Here is a 21086-nt window from a genome sequence, read left to right on the forward strand (position 1 = left end):
GGGCGATGCAATCAAATTATTTTCAGCAACTGACACAAGACTTAAAACGGCAGGGCACTGGCACACCGCAACTGATTTTAGATTTAAAAACCTATCAACGTAATTTGGACTATGTACAGTCAAAATTGCCTGCGCAGTTACAACCGCGCCTGGTGGTGAAATCCTTAGCCAGCATTCAGCTACTCAAACTGGCCAGTGAAAAACTAAATACCCAGCGCTTTATGGTCTTTCATCTGCCGCATCTTTCCTGCATAAGTGCGTCATTTCCACAGGCCGATATCTTGCTGGGTAAACCGATGCCGATTCAGGCGGTAAAACGTTTTTATCAAACTTCACCTGAGCAAAATAAAGCCAATGATCAAGAAAATATTCAATGGCTGATTGATGATGTGGAACGATTAAAACAATATCTGCAACTCGCGCAAAGCTTGAATATCTGCCTGAATGTCAATATTGAAATTGATGTAGGACTGCATCGTGGCGGCGTACAAACGCAGCAGCAATTTATAGCTTTAATGAAGCTGATTCAGCACAACGCGGCTTATCTCAAACTTTCGGGTCTAATGGGCTATGATGCACATGTCGCCAAACTGCCAAAAATTTTGAAAAGTCCCGACAAAAGTTATCAGCAATCACAGCAGATGTATCAACAATACAAAACGATGATTCAGCAGCAATTCCCCGATTTATGGCATGAGGGGCTGTGTTTTAATGGTGGTGGTAGTCCGACCTTTATGCAGCATTGCCAGCAAAGTGTTTGTAATGATCTAGCCTTTGGCTCGATGCTGCTTAAGCCCAGTGATTTTGATCTGGCGAATCTGGCTGAACTGCAATGTGCACTCTGGATTGCCGCACCCATTTTAAAAGTGTTGCCTTGTAGTCAGATTCCCGGTCTGGAGCTGCTGAATCATTTTCCAAAAAAATATAAAGCCGTATTTATTTACGGGGGTTATTGGCGAGCAGATTATATCTACCCTGAAAAAAGCCGGCCGCATGTATTGTATGGCCGAAGCAGTAATCAGGAAATGCTTCAGGTGCCCATGCAGTGCGATATTCATGTCGATGATTATGTGTTTTTAAGACCGACACAAAGTGAAGCTATCATCCCGCAATTCGCTCAGCTTTATGTTTATACAGAGGGAGAGTTTATCCAGTGGCAGACTTTGCGGGAGTAACTACATTCTGAAGGCAAAAATGAGCTTAAGCCTTTAAAGATCAGGCACAGATTTGGCGGTAAATCTTATTTTTATTGGGAAAAGGTTTAATCATGCGGCTAAGCCGTGTAAAATTCGAATCGATTTTATTTATCCACCGTTTTTATCTTTTGAGGCTGTGCCTCGATCATAATCTCGCGGTGATATGCTCCATGGTACGGGGCATCACTCCTTAAGGATTTCTTATGCCAATTATCACTTTGCCAAATGGCGATCAAAAACAGTTTGATCACGCCGTATCTGTGATGGACGTTGCACTTAGCATTGGTCCTGGTCTTGCAAAAAATACAGTTGCTGGTCGTGTCAACGATCGTTTGGTTGATGCGTCTGATCTCATCACTGAAGATGCAACACTACAAATTATCACGCCTAAAGACGAAGCCGGTGTTGAGATCATTCGCCATTCTTGCGCGCATTTGGTCGGTCATGCGGTTAAGCAACTGTTCCCAGAAGCAAAGATGGTCATTGGTCCGGTCATTGAAGAAGGTTTCTACTATGACATCTGGATGCCACGTCCGTTTACCTTAGACGACATGGCAGCGATTGAAGAGCGTATGAAAAAGCTCATCGATCAAGACTATGATGTTGTGAAAAAAATGACACCACGTGATGAAGTGATTGCTGAATTCACTGCGCGTGGCGAAGAATACAAATTGCGTTTGATTGCAGACATGCCTGAAGAAACCCAAATGGGCTTGTACTACCATCAAGACTATTTGGATATGTGCCGTGGTCCGCACGTACCAAATACCAAATTCTTAAAATCATTCAAGCTGACTAAAATCTCTGGTGCTTACTGGCGCGGTGATGCGAAAAACGAACAGCTACAACGTATTTACGGTACAGCGTGGGCAGACAAAAAACAGCTTGCTGCTTATGTAAAACGTATTGAAGAAGCAGAAAAACGCGACCACCGTAAAATCGGTAAAGCGCTTGATTTGTTCCACATGCAAGAAGAAGCACCGGGTATGGTGTTCTGGCATCCGAATGGCTGGACCATTTATCAAGTGCTTGAACAATATATGCGTAAGGTACAACAAGACAACGGCTACGAAGAAATTCGTACACCACAGGTTGTTGATTTCACGCTTTGGGAAAAATCAGGACATGCTGCCAACTATGCAGACAACATGTTCACCACGCATTCTGAAAATCGCAACTATGCGGTGAAGCCAATGAACTGTCCTTGTCACGTACAAGTGTTCAATCAAGGCTTGAAGTCGTATCGTGATCTTCCGGTACGTCTGGCAGAGTTTGGTTCATGTCACCGTAACGAACCATCTGGTTCTTTGCATGGCATTATGCGTGTACGCGGCTTTACTCAAGATGATGCGCACATTTTCTGTACCAAAGAACAGATTGGTCCTGAAGTTGCAGACTTTATCAAATTGACACTGGATGTATACAAAGATTTTGGCTTCGAAGAAGTACAAATGAAGTTGTCGACGCGTCCTGAAAAACGTGTGGGTGATGACAAGCTTTGGGATATGGCAGAAAAATCTTTGGCAGATGCTTTAGATGCTGCGGGTCTTGAGTGGGAGCTTCAACCGGGTGAGGGCGCATTCTATGGTCCGAAGATTGAATTCTCTCTGAAAGACTGCTTAGGTCGTGTCTGGCAGTGTGGTACCATTCAGTGTGACTTTAACTTGCCAGAACGTCTAGATGCGTCTTATGTCACTGAAGATAATGACCGCGATCAGCCAGTAATGTTACATCGTGCAATTCTTGGCAGTTTCGAGCGTTTTATTGGTATACTGATCGAACACTACGCAGGCTTCATGCCACCTTGGTTGGCACCAATGCAAGCATGTGTGATGAACATTACCGATTCTCAAGCTGAGGCATGTGAGTCAGTCGTCGCAAAACTTAAAGAAAACGGTATCCGTGCAATTTCTGACTTGAGAAATGAGAAAATCGGCTTTAAGATTCGTGAACGTACATTAGAGCGTATTCCTTACTTACTGGTACTTGGGGGCCGTGAAGTAGAGGAAGGTACCGTAAACGTGCGTACCCGCTCAGGAACAAATTTGGGTACTATGTCAATCGATGCTTTCGTTGACTTAGTAAAAGCAGCCGTAGCCGAACGCGGCCGGTACATTGTGGAGTAACAGCGATTAAACAGCCTGACCGTAATCAACAGGGCGGTAACAAATCAAACCGTCCTGCCTTGAATGATGAAATTCGTGCGAAAGAAGTCCGTCTTGTAGACGAAAATGGTGAGCAAAAAGGGATTGTAAGCTTAGCTGACGCCCTACGCGCAGCAGAAAGTGTTGAGCTTGATCTTGTTGAGATCGTAGCAAACGCTGAGCCACCAGTATGTAAGATCATGGACTTCAACAAGCATTTGTTTGATCTTAAGCAAAAGCAGAAAGAAGCGAAGAAAAAACAACATCAAGTCCAGGTGAAAGAAATCAAGCTACGCCCGGGTACTGATGTTGGTGATTACAACGTAAAACTACGTGCAATCATCAAGTTCCTTGAAGAAGGTAACAAGGTGAAAATCACGCTTCGTTTCCGTGGTCGTGAAATGGCGCACCAACAGTTGGGTCTAGCTCAATTGCAAAAAATTGAAGCTGACGTGGCTGAATTCGGTACTGTTGAGCAGATGCCGAAAATGGAAGGCCGTCAAATGGGTATGCTACTTGGTCCTAAAAAGAAAAAGTAAGCACTCATTAAGCGAAAAAAGCCCTGCATATGCAGGGCTTTTTTTATGCTCTAAAGTTCCAGGCACTTTGTATGGCCTGCATAATCTGTTGAGCTTGCGGGCGGGAAAACATCGACAGCTGAATCCGGAAAAATCCAAGACAAATTTGATTTATTAGACCGGATTGATGCAATTTAAAATCCAAAGTGCCATCACGTTGACTAATCACATGCGCTGGCATGTTATAGAGCCAGCTTTTGAGATGTGCTTTGAGAGAAGCATAGCGTGGATTCAGAAAGCTATACTGTACCGAATGTCGTTTTAAGCACAGGCTGATGCGGAAACCGGCCAAAGTATAATAAATAGAGTATGAGGTTATTTTGAGTTTGGTTCCCAGCATAAGCAGCGAAAGACCAAGAAAGCCGCCAATATAAACATAAAAGCTAGGAGACTCCTGCCATAAAAATAATAGTCCTTGGAAAAAACTGGAATTGCTACGCACACTGCTGAAATAAAAAATGCTGAATATTCCGATCGGATAACAAAACAGCAAATATCCCGTAGTGCGCATGATCGGGCTAGCTTGATGAAACAGGATGTTTTCTGGCGCATTCATGGTTTATTTTTATGATCAGAAAGCGTATTGCCTCCATGAGCTTAGGTAATCTCTAGCCAAAAAGAAAGGCCCTTTCGGACCTTCCTTTGCGTACTTAATCAAGCTTATTCCACTGATTTTTCATCGTTTGCAATGAGCAGTTTATTGCCAATCGGGATTTGACGTGGCAATTTTTCTTCTGGAATAATGCGCTGCAAGTCGATGATCAATAAACCATTTTCATAGTCTGCCTGTTGTACCTCAATATATTCATCCAGACGTAAAGACAATTTAAATGCACGTCGCGCAATGCCTTTGTACAGGAATTCAATACTGTCATTGCTCTGGTTTTCAGGCTTGCCTAGGATGGTCAGCAACTTATTTTCCAGACGAATGTCGAGTTCTTCCTGACGAAAACCCGCAGTTGCCACCACGATGCGGTAATTATTCTCACCACGCTTTTCGATATTATACGGTGGGTAATTCGGTGCATCGCTTTGCATGGCATAGTCAATAAAGTCATTCAAGCGATCAAAGCCAATACTACGACGAAATAATGGATGAAGATTTAAGTTACTCATGATTAGAACCTTCTCACTAAAGCAAAGTTATAAAAACAAGAAAATAAGATCTGTCATGTCAGACATCAACAGCGCATAAGATTGACGCAATCCTTATGCAGAAATAAATATGTGTTTGGAGCTGAAATTTTCAAGATCAAAAAGAAAAAAATATATAAATTTTTAATAAGATTTTGATATTTATTGAAAAATAATTTTAAAATGCAGACTTGTTGTTTCTTTCTAAATCCTCTATGTTGAGTACATCGTCGCATAGTAAAAGTGCAGGGAGTATTAGAAGAAAATGATCGATTTATATTATTGGGGCACCCCCAACGGCCATAAAATTAGTATTGCTCTAGAAGAAATGGGGCTGGAATATCAAATTATTCCCATCAATATTCTGGAAAATGACCAGTTCCAGTCCGATTTTCTGGCTATTTCTCCCAATAATAAAATCCCGGCAATTGTTGATCAGGATGGGCCACATGGCCGCGCCATTTCAATTTTTGAGTCAGGTGCGATCTTGCAATATCTGGGTCGCAAAACAAGTCTGTTTTATCCAGCCGATGAAGTGAAGCGTATTCAGGTCGAACAGTGGCTGATGTGGCAAATGGGCGGTTTGGGGCCGATGCTCGGGCAAAATCATCACTTTAGCCGTTTTGCACCTGAGCGGATTGCTTATGCCACAGAGCGTTATGTCAATGAAAGCAAGCGTTTATATGGGGTGTTGAATAAACAGCTGGTCGGGCAGGAGTATGTGGCTGGCGAATACTCGATTGCAGATATGGCCATTTTCCCTTGGTTATTACGGCATGACTGGCAGCAGATCACTCTGGAAGACTATCCTGAAGTTTCCAAATATATCGATCGTTTGAATGCTCGTCCTGCGGTTCAGAAAGCGTTGGCAATACAGGTCAGTTAAGCGTCTGCCTTTATGTTAAAATAGCCTTAAGCAAATAAAGCCACCCTTACGGTGGTTTTTTATTGGATGGATATATGAACGATTTTCTTCTGAACTTTACCAAGATTGTTGAAAGTAATACCCGAATTTACTGGAGCATTCTTTTCGGCATTGCTGCATGTTTAGTGCTGTATGTTGCTGAAATTGTGCATATCGATCAGATGATTGCTGCCCTAAATACCAAAGATCAGCAGATTCTCCGTACTGCAATTGCACCGCTCAATGAGCAGTATAAGTGGGCGCGGATCATGGCGATGGTGACGGCAGTCGTTTGGTCCAGTTGGGAATACAGTAAAGCCAAGAAAAAAATGGGCTTGAGCCATTAATGCTGTAATGAGCCTATTTTTACTGTTTCTGTCGGCCTTTGGTGCAGCGACCTTACTACCTTTACAGTCTGAAGCGGTTTTGCTGGGGCTTTTAGTGCAGAACAAGCAGCATGCAGTGCTGTTAATTGCCGTGGCCAGTCTGGGCAATATTCTGGGGTCTTGTGTGAACTGGTATCTGGGTCTCAAGATTGAGCATTATAAAAATAAAAAGTGGTTTCCGGTTTCAGAAGACAAGATGCTTAAAGCGCAAGCGACCTATCAGAAATATGGTTACTGGTCTTTATTGCTGAGCTGGGTGCCTATCATTGGTGATCCGATTACTTTGATTGCGGGACTATTAAAAGAAAATTTTGCCCGTTTTTTGCTGATGGTCAGTATTGCCAAAGTTGGCCGTTATCTATTTGTCTATGCGGCCTTTGCCATGTTCTAAACTTGAAAATAGTTTTCCTGATTCAGTCTTGGATATTTTTTCAGACTTAAATCCTAAAATCATTCTTTAAATTCGCTTATTGAATGAAGATGCTTTTGTTTTAAACAAAGATGCTTTAGAATACTCGCTCCCTTACCTGCAGGTCGTTTTGTAATGGTGCAAACGAGCCGAACAGGTGTTCAAAAGAGGTTGTTATGCCTAAGATGAAAACTCGCCGTGGTGCAGCTAAACGCTTTAAAGCGACTGCTAACGGTTTTAAGCGTAAACAAGCGTTCAAACGCCACATTTTGACCAAAAAATCTGCTAAGCGTATTCGTCAATTGCGCGGCTGTGTAATGGTTCACGTAAGTGACGTTGCTTCAGTTCGTCGTATGTGCCCGTACATCTAAGGAGATTATAAATGGCTCGTGTAAAACGTGGTGTACAGGCTCATCGCCGTCACAAAAAAATTCTTGCTCGCGCTAAAGGTTACTATGGTGCTCGTTCACGCGTTTACCGCGTAGCGTTCCAAGCGGTAATCAAAGCTGGTCAATATGCTTACCGTGACCGTCGTCAGAAGAAACGTCAATTCCGCGCTTTGTGGATTGCACGTATCAATGCTGGTGCTCGTCAAAATGGTTTGTCGTACAGCCGTATGATCGCTGGCTTGAAAAAAGCTCAAGTGATTATCGACCGTCGCGTACTTGCTGACATCGCTATGCATGACGCAGTTGCGTTTGCTGCTTTAGCTTCTAAAGCTAAAGATGCATTGGCTGCATAAGTCTTTATGACTTGAAAAAGACCGCTTTTAGCGGTCTTTTTTTTAGATAATTTTAAGTTTCCTTTCCTGAGTATGAAATTTCATATTGGTAAGCTTTTCGAGCATAGAAATAGAAATATTTAACTCATTGGAAATTTCTTCAGCAGAAATACCATCATCTAATATAATATTTAAAGCTTCTTGAAGAAGAGTAGGAGTTTCGATAGGCATACTAATATCCTCCGATTCCTGTCTTGCCTCGCCATTGACTCTTAGGTGGATAGCACCAGTTTTATATTGATTGTCATCAATTAGATTAAGTTGCTTTGCTCTATATAGAATAGCTGCTTTACTAATTCCCCAAATTCTTTTGAATTCACTCATTTTATTCCAATCAAACCTTCCACCTTTAAATAAGATTGGAAAATTTGTTCTTAGCATGGATTGAGGTAATAGTAGTGCACTAGAAAATCTATGCGCTTGAGACTCAGTTAGGTTGTCGCCAGTAGTAACTCCATTATGAAGTACCATATGACCTATCTCATGTGCAATATCAAATCTTTGTCTGCAGGCACTTTTTTTACTAGTGTTTCGAACAATAATAGGTCTTTGACAAATCAATGATAAAGCATCAACTTCACTTGAAATAGAGTCAAAATCAGTTATAACAATGCCAATATCTTCACAGAACTCCGTTAAATTTTCGATGGGAGCTAAATTTAAATCAAATTGTTTTCTAAATTCCTCTGCAATTTTCTCAATTTGCTCACCTGTTAATTGATTATGATCAATTTCAATAGAATTAATTAAATATTCGGGCAAATCCACATGATGTTCAATATATCTAATTAACCGATTTAATTGTTCTGCTCTAGAAATAACGACTTGTTTTGCAAACTGTCGTGATGATTTAAGACTACGAAAATGGATTTGGTCTTCTTGTAAAGGAGAATGTACTTGATAGAAAAAATCTTTCTTTACATTAAAAATATCACATAACTCATTTAACAGTTCCTCAGTAGGATAACTAAGACCTGTTTCGAGTTTATGTATATATTGTTTTGACTTTTGAACTTTAGCTGCTACGTCTTCAAGTGATAACTCATTAAATAAACGCAGCAGTTTTAGTTCTAATCCATTAAAGGAATTAAACATTGTGGAACCTAATAATTGATTCAATTCTCTTGTGATTTGTTAGCTTTATTACGTTTACTAGATAGATTTCTAGTGCGTTTTTTGCCATTACTATCAGGGGTAAACAAATCATTTGTTTGAATTGAAGGAGCAAAGCTAGATGAATTATATTCCCAGAAAGCGACTATATTTTCGTTAATGTCATAGCTGACAAAACGGACAGTGGCTAATGGGAATCCATCTTCATCAATTGAATACATGAGTAAGAAATTGGAATAGCAAGGTAAGCCAACTTCATTGAAAAGGCTTAATTGTTCTGTTAAGACAAATGCACCTTTCTTGGTTGGATAAAAATAATTCTTTTCCTCAAAAAAACGACAAGGTGTTTGTCCTACTTTGAAAATAAATTTATTCGTTTTATCAACTATTTCAAATTTGTAAGGACAAGAATCATTGAGGAATTCTCTTTTCAAACAATTATGAGTTCTCTTAAAGAAAACAGTACCAAAGGTATAATTGTCATCATCAATATCACGGGTGTCTCGAAAACTTTTATCGAAACACTGAAGCATTAATTTTGCAATATAAGTTAACTTGTCATCTGTTAACTCTTTATCAAATGTTGAAGGGTGGGGGTATTTGACCATAAATAACGTATCCTTTACTTAATGTAATGTGGAAATCCTAAGTAGCGAATTTTTAATTTATTTCATTTTTATAAAAACGTCAACCAAATTATTTCTGATTATAGAAAAAGTCAACCAATTTTGACTTTGTCCATTAATTTTTTAAAATTTCTTGTGTTTAAAAAAGCTGCTAAAAAAATAGCTTCTTAAAATTCTTTTAAAGCCCGAAATAGTAACCAATCAGACAGATAATCACGGTAATCACAATTAAGGTCACTACATTTGCAGAAGAACTGGCTTTACCTGGATCTTGAGGTTTTTCTGCTTTAGAAATTTTTGGTGAACGATCTTCAGTACTCATACCGACAAATGGGTCAGGTGCAACTTTAGGTGTTAGCTGTGCAGTTTTATAGTGGTTGGCGACTTTGCTGATGAATTTAGCACTTAAATCATCAATTTTTTGCGAAAAATGTCGCAGATTGAGTTGCTGCTCCGGGCTGAGTACTTCGCCATCTGCACGATAGGGATGCTGGATTTTAGTTTGAATAAAGTCGTTTAAGGCGTCTAGGCGGTACAAAGTCTGGTGAGCATAATCCGCTGAATAGTCAGTGGGAATTAAGGCCAAATGACTTTCGCTATCGGCCTGAATGGCAGGCATGGTACCGTAATAAGGCAAATTGGTATACGCCGGCTCGATAAAATCTTGGGCAAGGCTACTTTCAAACAGTTCATGATCGGTATAGGTCTGGATATCATCCCAGTTTGGCGCTTCTAGATCCACATCAATGCGCTTGGCCAGTTTGGGATTTAACTCATAACACCAGAATGTTTCATGGCGTAAAGGGGATTGTTGTGATTTAGGCGCTTCGTAGTCATTGTCCGCGCTGTACCATTCAGGCAGTTCTTTACCAATGATCCAGGCAGTTTTGGTTTTGGCATCATGACTGACAATAAAATGCGCTAGTGGTAATAGCTCGACATTGGCATTCGGATTTTTTTCATCAACCAGTAAATCAGAGCGATGCAAACTCAGTCGGCGTACACCTTGTTTTTTCAGACCTTCCAGCCAGATCTGGAAATGCTGGGCCAGCAGATGTTGTGACATCAGATCCCGAAAGGCAAACTGATGCTGATTAAAAATGGAATGTTGAATCCAACGATTGAAACTCAGGTCCTGAGTCAAATACTCATTGCCGTAAGTGACGAGGGTCAGTTGCTGTTTCCAAATTTGATCGAGTGCCATAGTGATTTGATCTGATTGATATTGTGTTTATCTTATACTTTTTATATTTAATCACGCCAATCTAATTTTCCTTAAAACGCATCTTCATCAAAGTGTCTAAAAACTGTTAGAATGTGGGGTTTTTAAAATATTTTTTAACCTGTTGCTTTGAGAGTTACTATGTCACTGGAAGCCCTGACCACTGAAGCGCTCGCTGCGATTGCAGCAGCTCAAGACCTTGCTGCACTTGATCAAGTACGAGTGCAATTTACGGGGAAAAAAAGCCAGCTCGCGGAACAATCTAAGTCGCTTGGTAAAATGGATCCTGAAGAACGTAAAGTCTTCGGCGCACAAATCCATGCTGTACGTGAAACCATTACCGCTGCATTGACATCACGTCAGGCAGAACTGCATAAAGCTGCCTTAGAACAAAAACTGGCAAGCGAAACCATTGATATTACTTTACCAGGTCGTGGCCAGCAGGTGGGCAGTATCCATCCAGTGACCCAGGTGCAAGAGCGTATTTGCCAGTTCTTTACCAAGGCAGGTTTTACGGTTGCAACAGGTCCTGAAGTTGAAGATGACTATCACAACTTTGAAGCACTGAACATTCCGGGGCATCACCCGGCGCGTGCCATGCACGATACTTTCTATTTCGATGTGAACCATTTGTTGCGTACGCATACGTCTGGTGTGCAGATTCGTACCATGGAAACACAGCAGCCACCAATCCAGATCGTGTGTCCGGGCCGTGTTTACCGTTGTGATTCGGATCAAACTCACTCGCCGATGTTCCATCAGATCGAAGGTTTATACGTGGCTGAAAATACCAGCTTTGCGGAACTGAAAGGTTTGCTGATTAACCTGCTGAACGAATTCTTCGAAAAAGATTTGAAAGTACGTTTCCGTCCATCTTATTTCCCGTTCACCGAGCCGAGTGCGGAAGTGGATATTATGGATGAACGCGGTCGCTGGTTGGAAGTATTGGGCTGCGGTATGGTACATCCAAATGTGCTGCAAGCTGCAGGCATTGATCCTGAAAAATACAAAGGCTTTGCTTTTGGTCTGGGTGTTGAACGTTTTGCAATGCTTCGTTATGGCGTGAATGACTTACGTATGTTCTTCCAAAACGATGTGCGTTTCTTACGCCAGTTTGCTTAAAACTTTTTAATAATCCTCTCCTAACCTCTCCTTTTAAAAAGGAGAGGGACTCCGCGAAATAGATGGAGTTCTTCCCCTTTGGAAAATGGGGGGCAGAGGGGGATTCTAGAGATTTGAATTACAGGTTTTATATCAATGAAAATTAGCGAAAATTGGCTACGCACATGGGTCAACCCAGCCATCGATAGCGATAAACTTTCTGATCAATTGACCATGTTAGGTCTTGAAGTTGATGACTTATCTCCTGCAGCGAAACCCTTTACTGGTGTAGTAGTGGGGGAAGTCCTGACAGTAGAACAACATCCTGATGCAGATCGCTTGCGTGTGACCACTGTCAATATCGGTTCTGGTGAACCATTGCAAATTGTATGTGGTGCGCCAAACGTACGTGCCGGCATGAAAGCGCCAGTTGCGACTATCGGTGCAGTACTTCCGGGTGATTTCAAAATCAAGAAAGGCAAGCTTCGTGGTATCGAGTCACAAGGCATGCTGTGCGGCGCTTCAGAAATCGATTTGGAAGATAAAATCGATGGTCTGTTAGAGCTGCCTGCAGATGCACCAGTAGGTATGAACATCCGTGAATATCTGGATCTTGATGATAACGTGATTGACATCAGCATCACACCAAACCGTGGTGACTGTTTCAGTATTCGCGGGATCGCACGTGAAATTGGTGTGATTAACCAGCTTCCGGTGACTGCGCCTGAAATTAAAGAAGTTACTGCAACTATTAGCGACGAAAAGAAAGTCGTTGTGTCAACTGAAGGCTGCCCACGTTACTTAGGTCGTGTGATCAAGAATGTGAATACCAAAGCACCAACGCCTGAATGGATGGAGCGTGCATTGGCACGTTCAGGTATCCGTCAGCACAGCATTCTGGTCGATATTACCAACTATGTATTAATCGAGCTTGGTCAACCGCTACACGCATTTGATGGTGGTAAAGTGCAAGGCGCGGTACACGTACGTCAAGCGACGGAAGCTGAAAAGTTAGTTTTGCTCAATGAACAAGAAGTTGAACTCAACGAAAAAGTGATGGTGATTGCAGATGATGAAAAAGCATTGGCCATTGCCGGTATTATGGGTGGCTTGTCTTCAGCAGTCAGCGATGCAACCACTGAAATTTTCCTGGAATCAGCATTCTTCGCACCACTGCATATTGCCGGTCGTGCACGTAGCTTTGGCCTGCATACTGATGCTTCTCAGCGTTATGAACGTGGCGTCGATTTTGAATTGCCATTGATCGCTATGCACCGCGCATCACAATTGATTGCGGAACTTGCTGGCGGTGAGTTCGGACCAATTACAGTTGCCGAAAATGCAGCCCTATTGCCAACACGCGACGCAATTGAGTTGAATCAAGCACAAGTCGATCAACTGCTAGGTTATAGTGTTGATTCAGCGTTCATTACTGATGCTTTAACCCGTTTAGGTTGTGATGTAACTGTTAAAACAGAAGGCGAGTGGTTAGTGGTTCCACCGTCACATCGTTATGATATGGTGATTTACCAGGACTTGATCGAAGAAGTGGCGCGTATTCACGGTTATGACAATATTCAAATCAGCCTGCCTGTGATTGATGTGAAATTGGCGAAATACCAAGATCAATTTGAATTGGGTCAACTCCGTCAAACTGCCGTAACTTTAGGTTACCAAGAAGCGATCAGCTTTAGCTTCGCAGACCTAAAACTTGAAAAGCAACTTAATTCCAGTGTGAATCCATTAGCATTAGCCAATCCAATTTCAAGTGATTTGGCGGTGATGCGTTCAACCTTGCTGTCTAGCCTGATTCCTTGTGTGCAGTACAATGTTAACCGTCAGCAAAGTCGTGTACGCTTCTTTGAACTGGGTCTGCGTTTTGACTATCAAGAAGCTCGCAGCATCCATGATTTAAAACAGATTCCAACCTTTGCCCTGATTGCAACAGGTTCACGTACCCCTGAGTCTTGGCATGGCAAGGCACAGCCAATGGACTTCTTTGACTTTAAGGGTGATGTAGAAGAAATTCTGGCTGCTGGTCGTGTCAACGTAGAATATGTGCGTTCAGAGCGTAGCTGGTTGCACCCAGGGCAATCCGCAGAAATTCTCGTGAATGGTCAATCAATTGGTTACTTGGGGCGTTTACATCCCTCACTTGAAGACGAACTTGATCTGGCAACCACATGGGTAGCAGAATTGGATCAAGCGGCTGTTTTGCAAACTTATGTATCTAATTTTACAGAATTATCACGTTTTCCATCGGTTCGACGTGATATTGCGCTTTTAATTAGTGATAAGATTAATGTTAGCGAAATTCAGGGACTTATCGAAAAAACAGGCGGAGAGCTTTTAGACTCAACTTGGTTGTTCGATGTGTACACTGGACAAGGAGTAGAAGAAGGGAAACGCTCACTGGCATTTGCACTTCTCTGGCAGCATCCAAGCCGTACACTGGAAGATGCTGAAATTAAATCAGGTATGGATAATATCCTTCAAGTGTTAGAAAACACTTACCAAGCGACATTGAGGGCTTCATGACAGCACTAACTAAAGCAGAAATGGCTGATCATTTAAGTGAGCTCACGAGTTTAAACCGTCGTGAAGCAAAACAAATGGTTGAGTTGTTCTTCGATGAGATTAGCCAGGCGCTCATCTCAGGCGAGCAAGTAAAACTTTCGGGTTTTGGTAATTTCGAGTTGCGTGACAAGCGTCAACGTCCAGGCCGTAACCCGAAAACGGGTGAAGAGATTCCGATTTCTGCACGCCGCGTGGTCACCTTTCGTGCCGGACAGAAGTTCCGTCAACGTGTGGGAAATGAGCAGGTCAACTGATCTGCTTTTTTAAAAACTGGAATCTAATATTTTTAATTTTCAGTTTTTAAAATAAAAAAGAGAGCCAAAGGCTCTCTTTTTTTGTACTGAATAATCTAGAAGATTATTGAGCAGCAGCTTCAGAAGCAGCAGTAGCGTCAGCAGCAGCGTCAACAGCAACTGCAGCAGCAGCGTCAGCTTCAGCAACAGCAGCAGCATCAGAAGCAGCAACTTCAGAAGTAGCTTCTACAGCAGCAGCATCAGCAGCAGCTTCAGCTTCAGAAGCAGCTTCTACAGCTTCAGATGCAGCTTGGTTAGCGTCAGCAGCAGCGTCGTCAGCTTTTTTAGCACAACCAACGAAAGCTAGAGTAGTAGCAACTGCAGCAGCAATAGCGATTTTTTTGAATAACATGGCATCACTCTCTAAAAATTGAGATTAAAAAAAACCAAAGTTAGTCTGTTAAGTGCTTTTATTGTTCCTAATTGTGTTAGGGACTAACAACGCAGGAGCAGTCTAACTGGTCTGCAAATATGCTATCACTGCGCATTTTTAATTGCTACTGGCAATGATCAAAAAAGTACGGAAAAACGATAAAAAATAAGAAGTTTTTAACAGAAAATAACAATGGAATGAAAGATTTAGATTGGAGAAAGGCTTATTAAATACTTAAAAGTTATACAATTTTTAATCTGAATATTTTATTAATCAAAAACTTAAAAATAAGTTTACATAAATCAGGCTTCATTGTTTCATTCTGTAATTTATGTCAACCTAAAAAAGGCCACCGTTTAGATGACCTTTCATTTAAAATTTTAATTTGAAGCTTTGCGTTTCATCTGATCAAAGAAATCATCATTGGTCTTGGTTTCTTTCATACGATCCAGTAAGAATTCCATTGCCGCCAATTCGTCTTGAGTATGCAGCAGCTTACGCAGAATCCAGACTTTACGCAGATTGTCTTCTGACATCAGGCGTTCTTCACGACGAGTACCAGATTTCTTGATGTTCATTGCAGGGAACACGCGTTTTTCAGCAATACGACGATCAAGGGTAATTTCCTGGTTACCTGTACCTTTGAATTCTTCGTAAATCACTTCATCCATTTTACTACCGGTTTCAATCAGGGCAGTAGAAATGATGGTCAGTGAACCGCCTTCTTCGATATTACGTGCAGCACCGAAGAAACGTTTAGGGCGTTCTAAGGCATGTGCATCCACACCACCAGTCAGTACTTTGCCTGATGAAGGAATCACAGTGTTATAAGCACGTGCCAGACGGGTAATCGAGTCAAGCAAAATCACCACATCTTTCTTATGTTCAACCAGACGTTTTGCTTTTTCAATCACCATTTCAGCGACTTGAACGTGACGTGCAGGAGATTCATCAAAGGTAGAAGCCACGACTTCACCACGAACCGTACGCTCCATCTCAGTCACTTCTTCTGGACGCTCATCAATTAGGAGAACGATCAGAATAACTTCAGGATTATTGCGAACGATGGACTGTGCAATGCTTTGCAGCAGCATGGTTTTACCCGCTTTCGGCGGAGCCACAATAATTGAACGCTGGCCTTTACCAATCGGTGCAACTAAGTCGATCACACGGGTGGTTAAATCTTCAGTGGTGCCATTGCCCAACTCCATCACCAACTGTTCAGTCGGGAATAATGGCGTCAAGTTTTCAAACAGAATCTTGTTACGTGAATTTTCAGGTGTGTCGTAGTTAATTTGATTGACTTTAAGTAAAGCAAAATAACGTTCGCCTTCTTTCGGCGGGCGAATGGTGCCAGTAATGGTGTCGCCAGTACGGAGGTTAAAACGACGAATTTGAGAAGGGCTGACATAAATATCGTCAGGACCTGCTAAATAAGAACCTGCGGCTGAGCGTAAAAAGCCAAAACCATCTGACAAAATTTCTAGAACGCCATCACCAAAAATCTCTTCGCCATTCATTGCATGACGTTTTAAGATGGCAAAAATAATGTCTTGCTTACGGTTACGAGCCATACCTTCGAGGCCCATAAACTCGGCAATCTTGATGAGTTCGCCAATCGGTTTTTTCTTGAGTTCGGTTAAATTCATAGGTGGTCAGATAGAATCAAAGTTCTGAGGTACAGGTTAGAAAGGGAGTAACATTCGGCCGCATACCAGCATTCAAACGAAAGCAATTGAATTTGCAAAAGAACAATTCAGAGATCTGTTTGAGTGTTTCAAAGAAAAATGTGGAAAACAATTTCTATTGCCGAGCGGCATCTTATGTAATGTGTCTTGTAAGAAATTGACAGGATTTAGGATCCTTTATCTCTTGAGTAGCGAATATAAGAGAAAATGCCAGGTTTGTCAATTTATAGCCGAAAAAAATACGCGAGCATGAGTCGCGTATTTTTTACTAAAAATGCTGTGCTTAGATATTGTCATCAATAAATGCAGTCAGTTTAGATTTTGGTGCAGCACCGACTTGAGTCGCAACAACTTCACCATTTTTGAACATCAACAAAGCCGGGATGTTACGGATGTTGAAATTCACAGCAGTTTGTTCGCAAGAAGTTACGTCAACTTTCACGATTTTAACTTTGCCTTGGTATTCATCAGCAAGCACTTCAAGTACAGGTGCGATTGCTTTACATGGTGCACACCAGCCTGCCCAAAAGTCCACCAGTACAGGAACGTCTGATTGAAGAACGTCTGCTTCGAAGTTTGCGTCAGTAGTGTTTACGATGTTGCCAGACATGGAATGTGCTCCAGATTAATATTTTAAAGATAACTAATTATTAGTATTACATAGCCATCTTTAACAATGTAGGGGAATCTGTAAATTTTCAATGCTTAATGTTATTTTGTCTAATGGATGATCACGATAGTGATGATCGTGTCTCACTATTATTCCCGATAAAAAAAAGAATAAGGCATTAAATTGTCGCTACAAATGGCTTTTAAATTGCATGCATGTGAATTACTCTAAGCACAATTCGTTAAAGGTTTATTTCTGGAATGTCTGACTTTTTGATTGATGAAGAATTACTTGCCGCCATCGATATGGGATCAAACAGCTTTCATTTGGCCATCGCCCGTGTAGATCATGGTGAAGTGAAGAAAGTGGCATCAATGTCAGAAAAAGTTCAGCTTGCCGCAGGACTAGACGAAAATAAGAATTTAACCGAAGCCGCCCAGCAACGCGGTTTGGCCTGTCTGGCCCGTTTTGTAGGGCGTTTAGGTGCCGTTCAGCCGAACCGATTACGGATCGTGGCGACGAATGCTTTACGTCAAGCCAAAAATGGTCATGAATTTATCCAGAAAGCCGCAGAAATTTTACCGAAACCGATCGAAATTATTGCCGGCCGTGAAGAAGCCCGTCTGATTTATCTGGGTGTATCGCATACCATGGCCAACAGTGGTCGTCGTCTGGTGGTTGACATCGGTGGCGGTTCAACTGAGCTGATTATCGGTGAAGAATTCGAGCCGATTCATACCGAATCGGTACAAATGGGCTGTGTGGCATTTACCAAAGCTTATTTTCAGGATGGTGAAATCAGCGCCAAAGCTTTTGATAAAGCAGTTACTGCGGCACGTAAAGAAATTTCCGGAATTGCCAATACTTATAAAGAAGCCGGTTGGGATGCTGTCGTCGGCTCGAGTGGTACGATTAAAGCCTGCCGCCAGATTTGCGTTAATATGGGCTGGAGCAATGATCGCGAACAGTTGACGCGTGAAGGCCTGGAAAAGCTCAAAGATAAACTGCTTAAATATAAATATGTCTCGGACATGGAATTCGAAGGTCTGAAAGATGATCGTCGTGCCGTTTTACCCGCCGGCATTGCCATTCTCTATGCAGTCTTTGATGTATTGGGGATTGATCATTTGGTCTATTCGGATGGTGCGCTACGTGAAGGCGTGATGTATGACTTGCTTGGCCGTTTCAAGCATGAGGATATCCGTGATCGTTCCGTACATGCCTTGATTGGTCGATACAATGCCGATGCCAAGCAGGCTGAGCGTGTGGTTCAGACGGCACAGAAACTGTTTAATGACGTGGCCAGTGAACTCGGTTTGAGTGTTGAAGATAGTGACCTGTTGCGTCGTGCTGCCTATCTGCATGAGATTGGTTTGGCCATTAGTCACAGTGGCTATCATCGTCATGGCGCGTATTTATTACAACACTCGGATATTGCCGGTTTCTCGCAAGTTGATCAAAATCATTTGTCACATTTGGTCGCGCACCATCGGCGTAAATTGCGCGCTGATGCCAAGATTGATGTGATGAAAGTCGGTGGATCTAAACTTTTATGGTTATGTTTGCTGCTTCGTCTGTCGGTTTTGGTCAATCACAGTCGTAGCGATGAGATGCTTCCTGCCATTGAACTCAAGGTTGAAAATGCGCAACAATGGCAACTCAGCGTGTCTGGTGATGCCAAGCAATGGCCATTGCTGGTAGCTGAACTGCACGATGAACAGCAGCAATTTAAAAATTGGGAGATTGAACTCTCGATTCAATCCGAACAGTTTGTTAATTAATACCTTTATAGGGATGAAAACGGTTAACCTATGAAAAATAAAGCAACTCCATCAAAAGCATGGGCGACAGTGCAGATTGCACGTCATCCAGAACGTCCACAATTCCTGGACTATGTGGGTGAAATATTCACTGAATTTGATGCTTTACATGGTGACCGCCTATATGGTGATGATGGCGCGATGATCGGTGGTCTGGCTCGTTTCGATGGTCAACCGGTGATGATCGTTGGTCAGCATCGTGGTCGTAGCACCCGTGAAAAATTACAGCATAATTTTGGCATGAGTAACCCGGAAGGTTATCGTAAGGCACAGCGTCTGCTAGACATGGCAGAGCGTTTTAACCTGCCAGTCTTTACTTTTATTGACACTATGGGCGCTTATCCGGGTGTCGGTGCAGAAGAACGTGGTCAGGCTGAAGCGATTGCCACCAGTCTGGCTCAGCTTTCTAATTTGAAAGTACCTGTGATTGCAACTGTACTGGGTGAAGGCGGTTCAGGTGGTGCGCTGGGTATTGGGGTAGCAGATCGTGTGGTGATGCTCTCTCACAGTATTTATTCGGTGATTTCACCGGAAGGCTGTGCCTCAATTCTTTGGAAAACCGCTGAAAAAGCTGAACAGGCTAGTGAAGCCTTGGCTCTGACTGCAGAAAAATTGCAGAAAATGGGTATTGTAGAATATGTGGTGGATGAAGGTGAGGGTGCTCACTTAAATCCGGATCAGGTCATGAACAGCTTGAAAGCAGTGCTGAAAGACGCTTTGAATGAACTGCAACCAATGGAAGCGCAAGCACGATGCGAAGCACGTTACCAACGTTTGATGAAGTTTGGCAGCGACAATTTAGGTCTGGTTTCTTAAAACAACTGCAGGACTTTCCTGCAGAGACAAAATTTCTCATCGGATGCAGTGGTGGCGTAGATTCTATGCTGTTGCTGCATCTGATGTTTTTTTTATGCCCGGAAAAAGTTCGGGCGATTTATGTCGATCACCAGTTGCAAGCAGTCAGTGCGGATTGGGGTGAGTTCGTTGCGGATCAATGTCAGCAACTGAATATTTCCTGCATCATCCAGCCGGTCAATGTCGCCAGTGGTAATCTGGAACAGCAAGCGCGCAATTCACGTTATCAGGCCTATCGACAACATTTGCAAGCGGATGAAATGTTGGTGCTAGCACATCATCAGCAGGATCAGGCGGAAACCTTGATGCTGCGTCTATTATCGGGTGCTGGTATAGATGGTTTAGCAGCCATGAAACAAATCGATGTACGTGAAAATCTCACGATTTGGCGACCATTGCTGGATATTTCCCGTGAGCAAATTTGCCAATGGGCATCAGAGCTGAATGTTCAGAATATTGAAGATCCAACCAATGATGATACTCATTATGACCGGGCCTGGGCACGCCAGACCCTGTGGCCGGTATTAAGCGAACGTTATCCTAAAATGCAAACTGCCTTGGTGCGAACCAGTGAGTTAATGCAGGATGCTCAAAACATTTTAAAAGAAGTGCTGCAACAGGATTTAGCATCTTGTGGGACTGAAATGCAGCTCGATCTTGGTAAATTTCTACAGCTTTCAAAATCACGACAACGTCAATTACTCTCTGCCTGGATGAAAGGTAAACAACAGTATCGTCCATCCTTAGATATGGTAAAGCGTTTGCAATGCGAAGTGATTTATGCCAAGCAAGATGCTCAGGCAGCATTGCATTGGCAAGGCTTTTATTATGTACGCTATCAGCAGCAATTATATCGTTTGACCGCAGAGACCTATTTAGCCGAGCAGCAACAGGTTCAAACTAGTCCGGAAAGTATAAAATTCGCTTTAAAAGACTGTGTGCAGGTTTTGTCAGGGAAATTTATCATCGCGCCTGCACAGTTCGGTTTATCTCCTGCATTATTGCAGCAAGCTTTGCATTTACAGCAGAGGCAGGGTGGCGAAAAAATTCATTTATATGGCCGTGTCGGTACCTGGCCGCTGAAAAAAGCTATTCAGGAAGCGCAAATATTTCCCTGGGCTCGGCATACTATTCAAATATTAAGCACAGATAATGTTATGCTAGGCGTGTTTACCCCTAAAGGATTTTGGTTGGCCCAATCTGCATATTGTGAAGCAGGTGGATGGCTGCCGATGTCGGTTTCTTCAACTTTAGAACTCAACGATGAGCATTGAAC

Annotated in this window: 22 protein-coding genes; 14 read left to right on the top strand and 8 right to left on the bottom strand. The window is 42.4% G+C overall.

Features of this window, described 5'->3' with window-relative positions; genetic code table 11:
- Window positions 1-5: 5 nt before the first annotated feature.
- From ACNPNW_RS00310 to infC, 3 genes are all read left to right on the top strand, one after another.
- Window positions 6-1175 (top strand): alanine racemase, encoded by a 1170-nt coding sequence (locus tag ACNPNW_RS00310; RefSeq protein WP_191112216.1) that lies wholly within the window; start codon window positions 6-8, stop codon window positions 1173-1175.
- Between the two features lie 224 nt (window positions 1176-1399).
- Window positions 1400-3322, top strand: a complete 1923-nt coding sequence (gene thrS / locus ACNPNW_RS00315) for a threonine--tRNA ligase (RefSeq protein WP_448766378.1) — start codon at window positions 1400-1402, stop codon at window positions 3320-3322.
- Window positions 3323-3327: 5 nt separating this feature from the next.
- The gene (gene infC / locus ACNPNW_RS00320; RefSeq protein WP_071850398.1) at window positions 3328-3879 is read left to right on the top strand and encodes a translation initiation factor IF-3; all 552 of its coding nucleotides are present in this window, start codon (window positions 3328-3330) and stop codon (window positions 3877-3879) included.
- Between the two features lie 43 nt (window positions 3880-3922).
- On the opposite strand, the gene ACNPNW_RS00325 is transcribed toward infC, so the two are convergent.
- Together ACNPNW_RS00325 and ACNPNW_RS00330 are read right to left on the bottom strand one after the other, a co-directional pair.
- Window positions 3923-4474, bottom strand: a complete 552-nt coding sequence (locus tag ACNPNW_RS00325; protein WP_191112217.1) for a hypothetical protein — start codon at window positions 4472-4474, stop codon at window positions 3923-3925.
- Between the two features lie 104 nt (window positions 4475-4578).
- Entirely contained in the window at window positions 4579-5034 is a 456-nt protein-coding gene (locus ACNPNW_RS00330) for an Hsp20 family protein (RefSeq protein WP_004732955.1), read from the bottom strand.
- Window positions 5035-5317: 283 nt separating this feature from the next.
- On the opposite strand from ACNPNW_RS00330, the gene ACNPNW_RS00335 reads away from it, so the two are divergent.
- From ACNPNW_RS00335 to rplT, 5 genes are all read left to right on the top strand, one after another.
- Window positions 5318-5938, top strand: a complete 621-nt coding sequence (locus ACNPNW_RS00335) for a glutathione S-transferase family protein (protein WP_004732952.1) — start codon at window positions 5318-5320, stop codon at window positions 5936-5938.
- Between the two features lie 74 nt (window positions 5939-6012).
- The gene (locus ACNPNW_RS00340) at window positions 6013-6303 is read left to right on the top strand and encodes a hypothetical protein (RefSeq protein ID WP_191112218.1); all 291 of its coding nucleotides are present in this window, start codon (window positions 6013-6015) and stop codon (window positions 6301-6303) included.
- Between the two features lie 7 nt (window positions 6304-6310).
- Entirely contained in the window at window positions 6311-6733 is a 423-nt protein-coding gene (locus ACNPNW_RS00345) for a YqaA family protein (protein WP_191112219.1), read from the top strand.
- Window positions 6734-6927: 194 nt separating this feature from the next.
- Window positions 6928-7122: a 50S ribosomal protein L35 gene (gene rpmI / locus ACNPNW_RS00350; protein ID WP_004278281.1), complete on the top strand. Its 195-nt coding sequence runs from the start codon at window positions 6928-6930 to the stop codon at window positions 7120-7122.
- A gap of 11 nt (window positions 7123-7133) precedes the next feature.
- A complete protein-coding gene (gene rplT / locus ACNPNW_RS00355) occupies window positions 7134-7493 on the top strand; it encodes a 50S ribosomal protein L20 (RefSeq protein WP_004647525.1) in 360 nt (119 codons plus the stop codon).
- A gap of 42 nt (window positions 7494-7535) precedes the next feature.
- On the opposite strand, the gene ACNPNW_RS00360 is transcribed toward rplT, so the two are convergent.
- The 3 genes from ACNPNW_RS00360 to ACNPNW_RS00370 form a co-directional block, all read right to left on the bottom strand.
- On the bottom strand, window positions 7536-8627 hold the full coding sequence (locus ACNPNW_RS00360) for a helix-turn-helix domain-containing protein (protein ID WP_191112220.1): 1092 nt from the start codon (window positions 8625-8627) through the stop codon (window positions 7536-7538).
- 20 nt (window positions 8628-8647) lie between these two features.
- Window positions 8648-9253, bottom strand: a complete 606-nt coding sequence (locus ACNPNW_RS00365) for a hypothetical protein (protein WP_005246034.1) — start codon at window positions 9251-9253, stop codon at window positions 8648-8650.
- Window positions 9254-9449: 196 nt separating this feature from the next.
- Window positions 9450-10475 carry a hypothetical protein gene (locus ACNPNW_RS00370; RefSeq protein ID WP_191112221.1) on the bottom strand — a complete coding sequence of 342 codons (1026 nt, stop codon included), beginning with the start codon at window positions 10473-10475 and terminating at the stop codon, window positions 9450-9452.
- 159 nt (window positions 10476-10634) lie between these two features.
- Here ACNPNW_RS00370 and pheS point away from each other — a divergent pair, with 159 nt between their 5' ends.
- The 3 genes from pheS to ACNPNW_RS00385 all read left to right on the top strand — a co-directional run bounded on the left by pheS (window position 10635) and on the right by ACNPNW_RS00385 (window position 14425).
- Window positions 10635-11615: a phenylalanine--tRNA ligase subunit alpha gene (gene pheS / locus ACNPNW_RS00375; protein ID WP_004278272.1), complete on the top strand. Its 981-nt coding sequence runs from the start codon at window positions 10635-10637 to the stop codon at window positions 11613-11615.
- 135 nt (window positions 11616-11750) lie between these two features.
- Window positions 11751-14132, top strand: coding sequence for a phenylalanine--tRNA ligase subunit beta (pheT, locus tag ACNPNW_RS00380; protein ID WP_191112222.1), 2382 nt, complete (start codon window positions 11751-11753; stop codon window positions 14130-14132).
- On the top strand, window positions 14129-14425 hold the full coding sequence (locus ACNPNW_RS00385) for an integration host factor subunit alpha (protein WP_004278269.1): 297 nt from the start codon (window positions 14129-14131) through the stop codon (window positions 14423-14425). Before pheT ends, ACNPNW_RS00385 begins: the two co-directional genes overlap by 4 nt.
- Window positions 14426-14528: 103 nt before the next feature.
- On the opposite strand, the gene ACNPNW_RS00390 is transcribed toward ACNPNW_RS00385, so the two are convergent.
- From ACNPNW_RS00390 to trxA, 3 genes are all read right to left on the bottom strand, one after another.
- Window positions 14529-14816, bottom strand: a complete 288-nt coding sequence (locus ACNPNW_RS00390; RefSeq protein ID WP_153566424.1) for a hypothetical protein — start codon at window positions 14814-14816, stop codon at window positions 14529-14531.
- A gap of 401 nt (window positions 14817-15217) precedes the next feature.
- Window positions 15218-16486, bottom strand: a complete 1269-nt coding sequence (gene rho, locus ACNPNW_RS00395; RefSeq protein WP_004278267.1) for a transcription termination factor Rho — start codon at window positions 16484-16486, stop codon at window positions 15218-15220.
- Window positions 16487-16808: 322 nt separating this feature from the next.
- Window positions 16809-17135: a thioredoxin gene (gene trxA / locus ACNPNW_RS00400; RefSeq protein WP_004278266.1), complete on the bottom strand. Its 327-nt coding sequence runs from the start codon at window positions 17133-17135 to the stop codon at window positions 16809-16811.
- Window positions 17136-17395: 260 nt separating this feature from the next.
- On the opposite strand from trxA, the gene ppx reads away from it, so the two are divergent.
- The 3 genes from ppx to tilS are packed head-to-tail and all read left to right on the top strand — an operon-like array spanning window position 17396 to window position 21084.
- Window positions 17396-18916 carry an exopolyphosphatase gene (gene ppx / locus ACNPNW_RS00405; protein WP_004278264.1) on the top strand — a complete coding sequence of 507 codons (1521 nt, stop codon included), beginning with the start codon at window positions 17396-17398 and terminating at the stop codon, window positions 18914-18916.
- A gap of 30 nt (window positions 18917-18946) precedes the next feature.
- The gene (locus ACNPNW_RS00410; protein WP_191112223.1) at window positions 18947-19771 is read left to right on the top strand and encodes an acetyl-CoA carboxylase carboxyltransferase subunit alpha; all 825 of its coding nucleotides are present in this window, start codon (window positions 18947-18949) and stop codon (window positions 19769-19771) included.
- Window positions 19708-21084 (top strand): tRNA lysidine(34) synthetase TilS, encoded by a 1377-nt coding sequence (gene tilS / locus ACNPNW_RS00415; RefSeq protein WP_191112224.1) that lies wholly within the window; start codon window positions 19708-19710, stop codon window positions 21082-21084. Before ACNPNW_RS00410 ends, tilS begins: the two co-directional genes overlap by 64 nt.
- Window positions 21085-21086: the final 2 nt, after the last annotated feature.

Source organism: Acinetobacter endophylla (assembly GCF_053543775.1).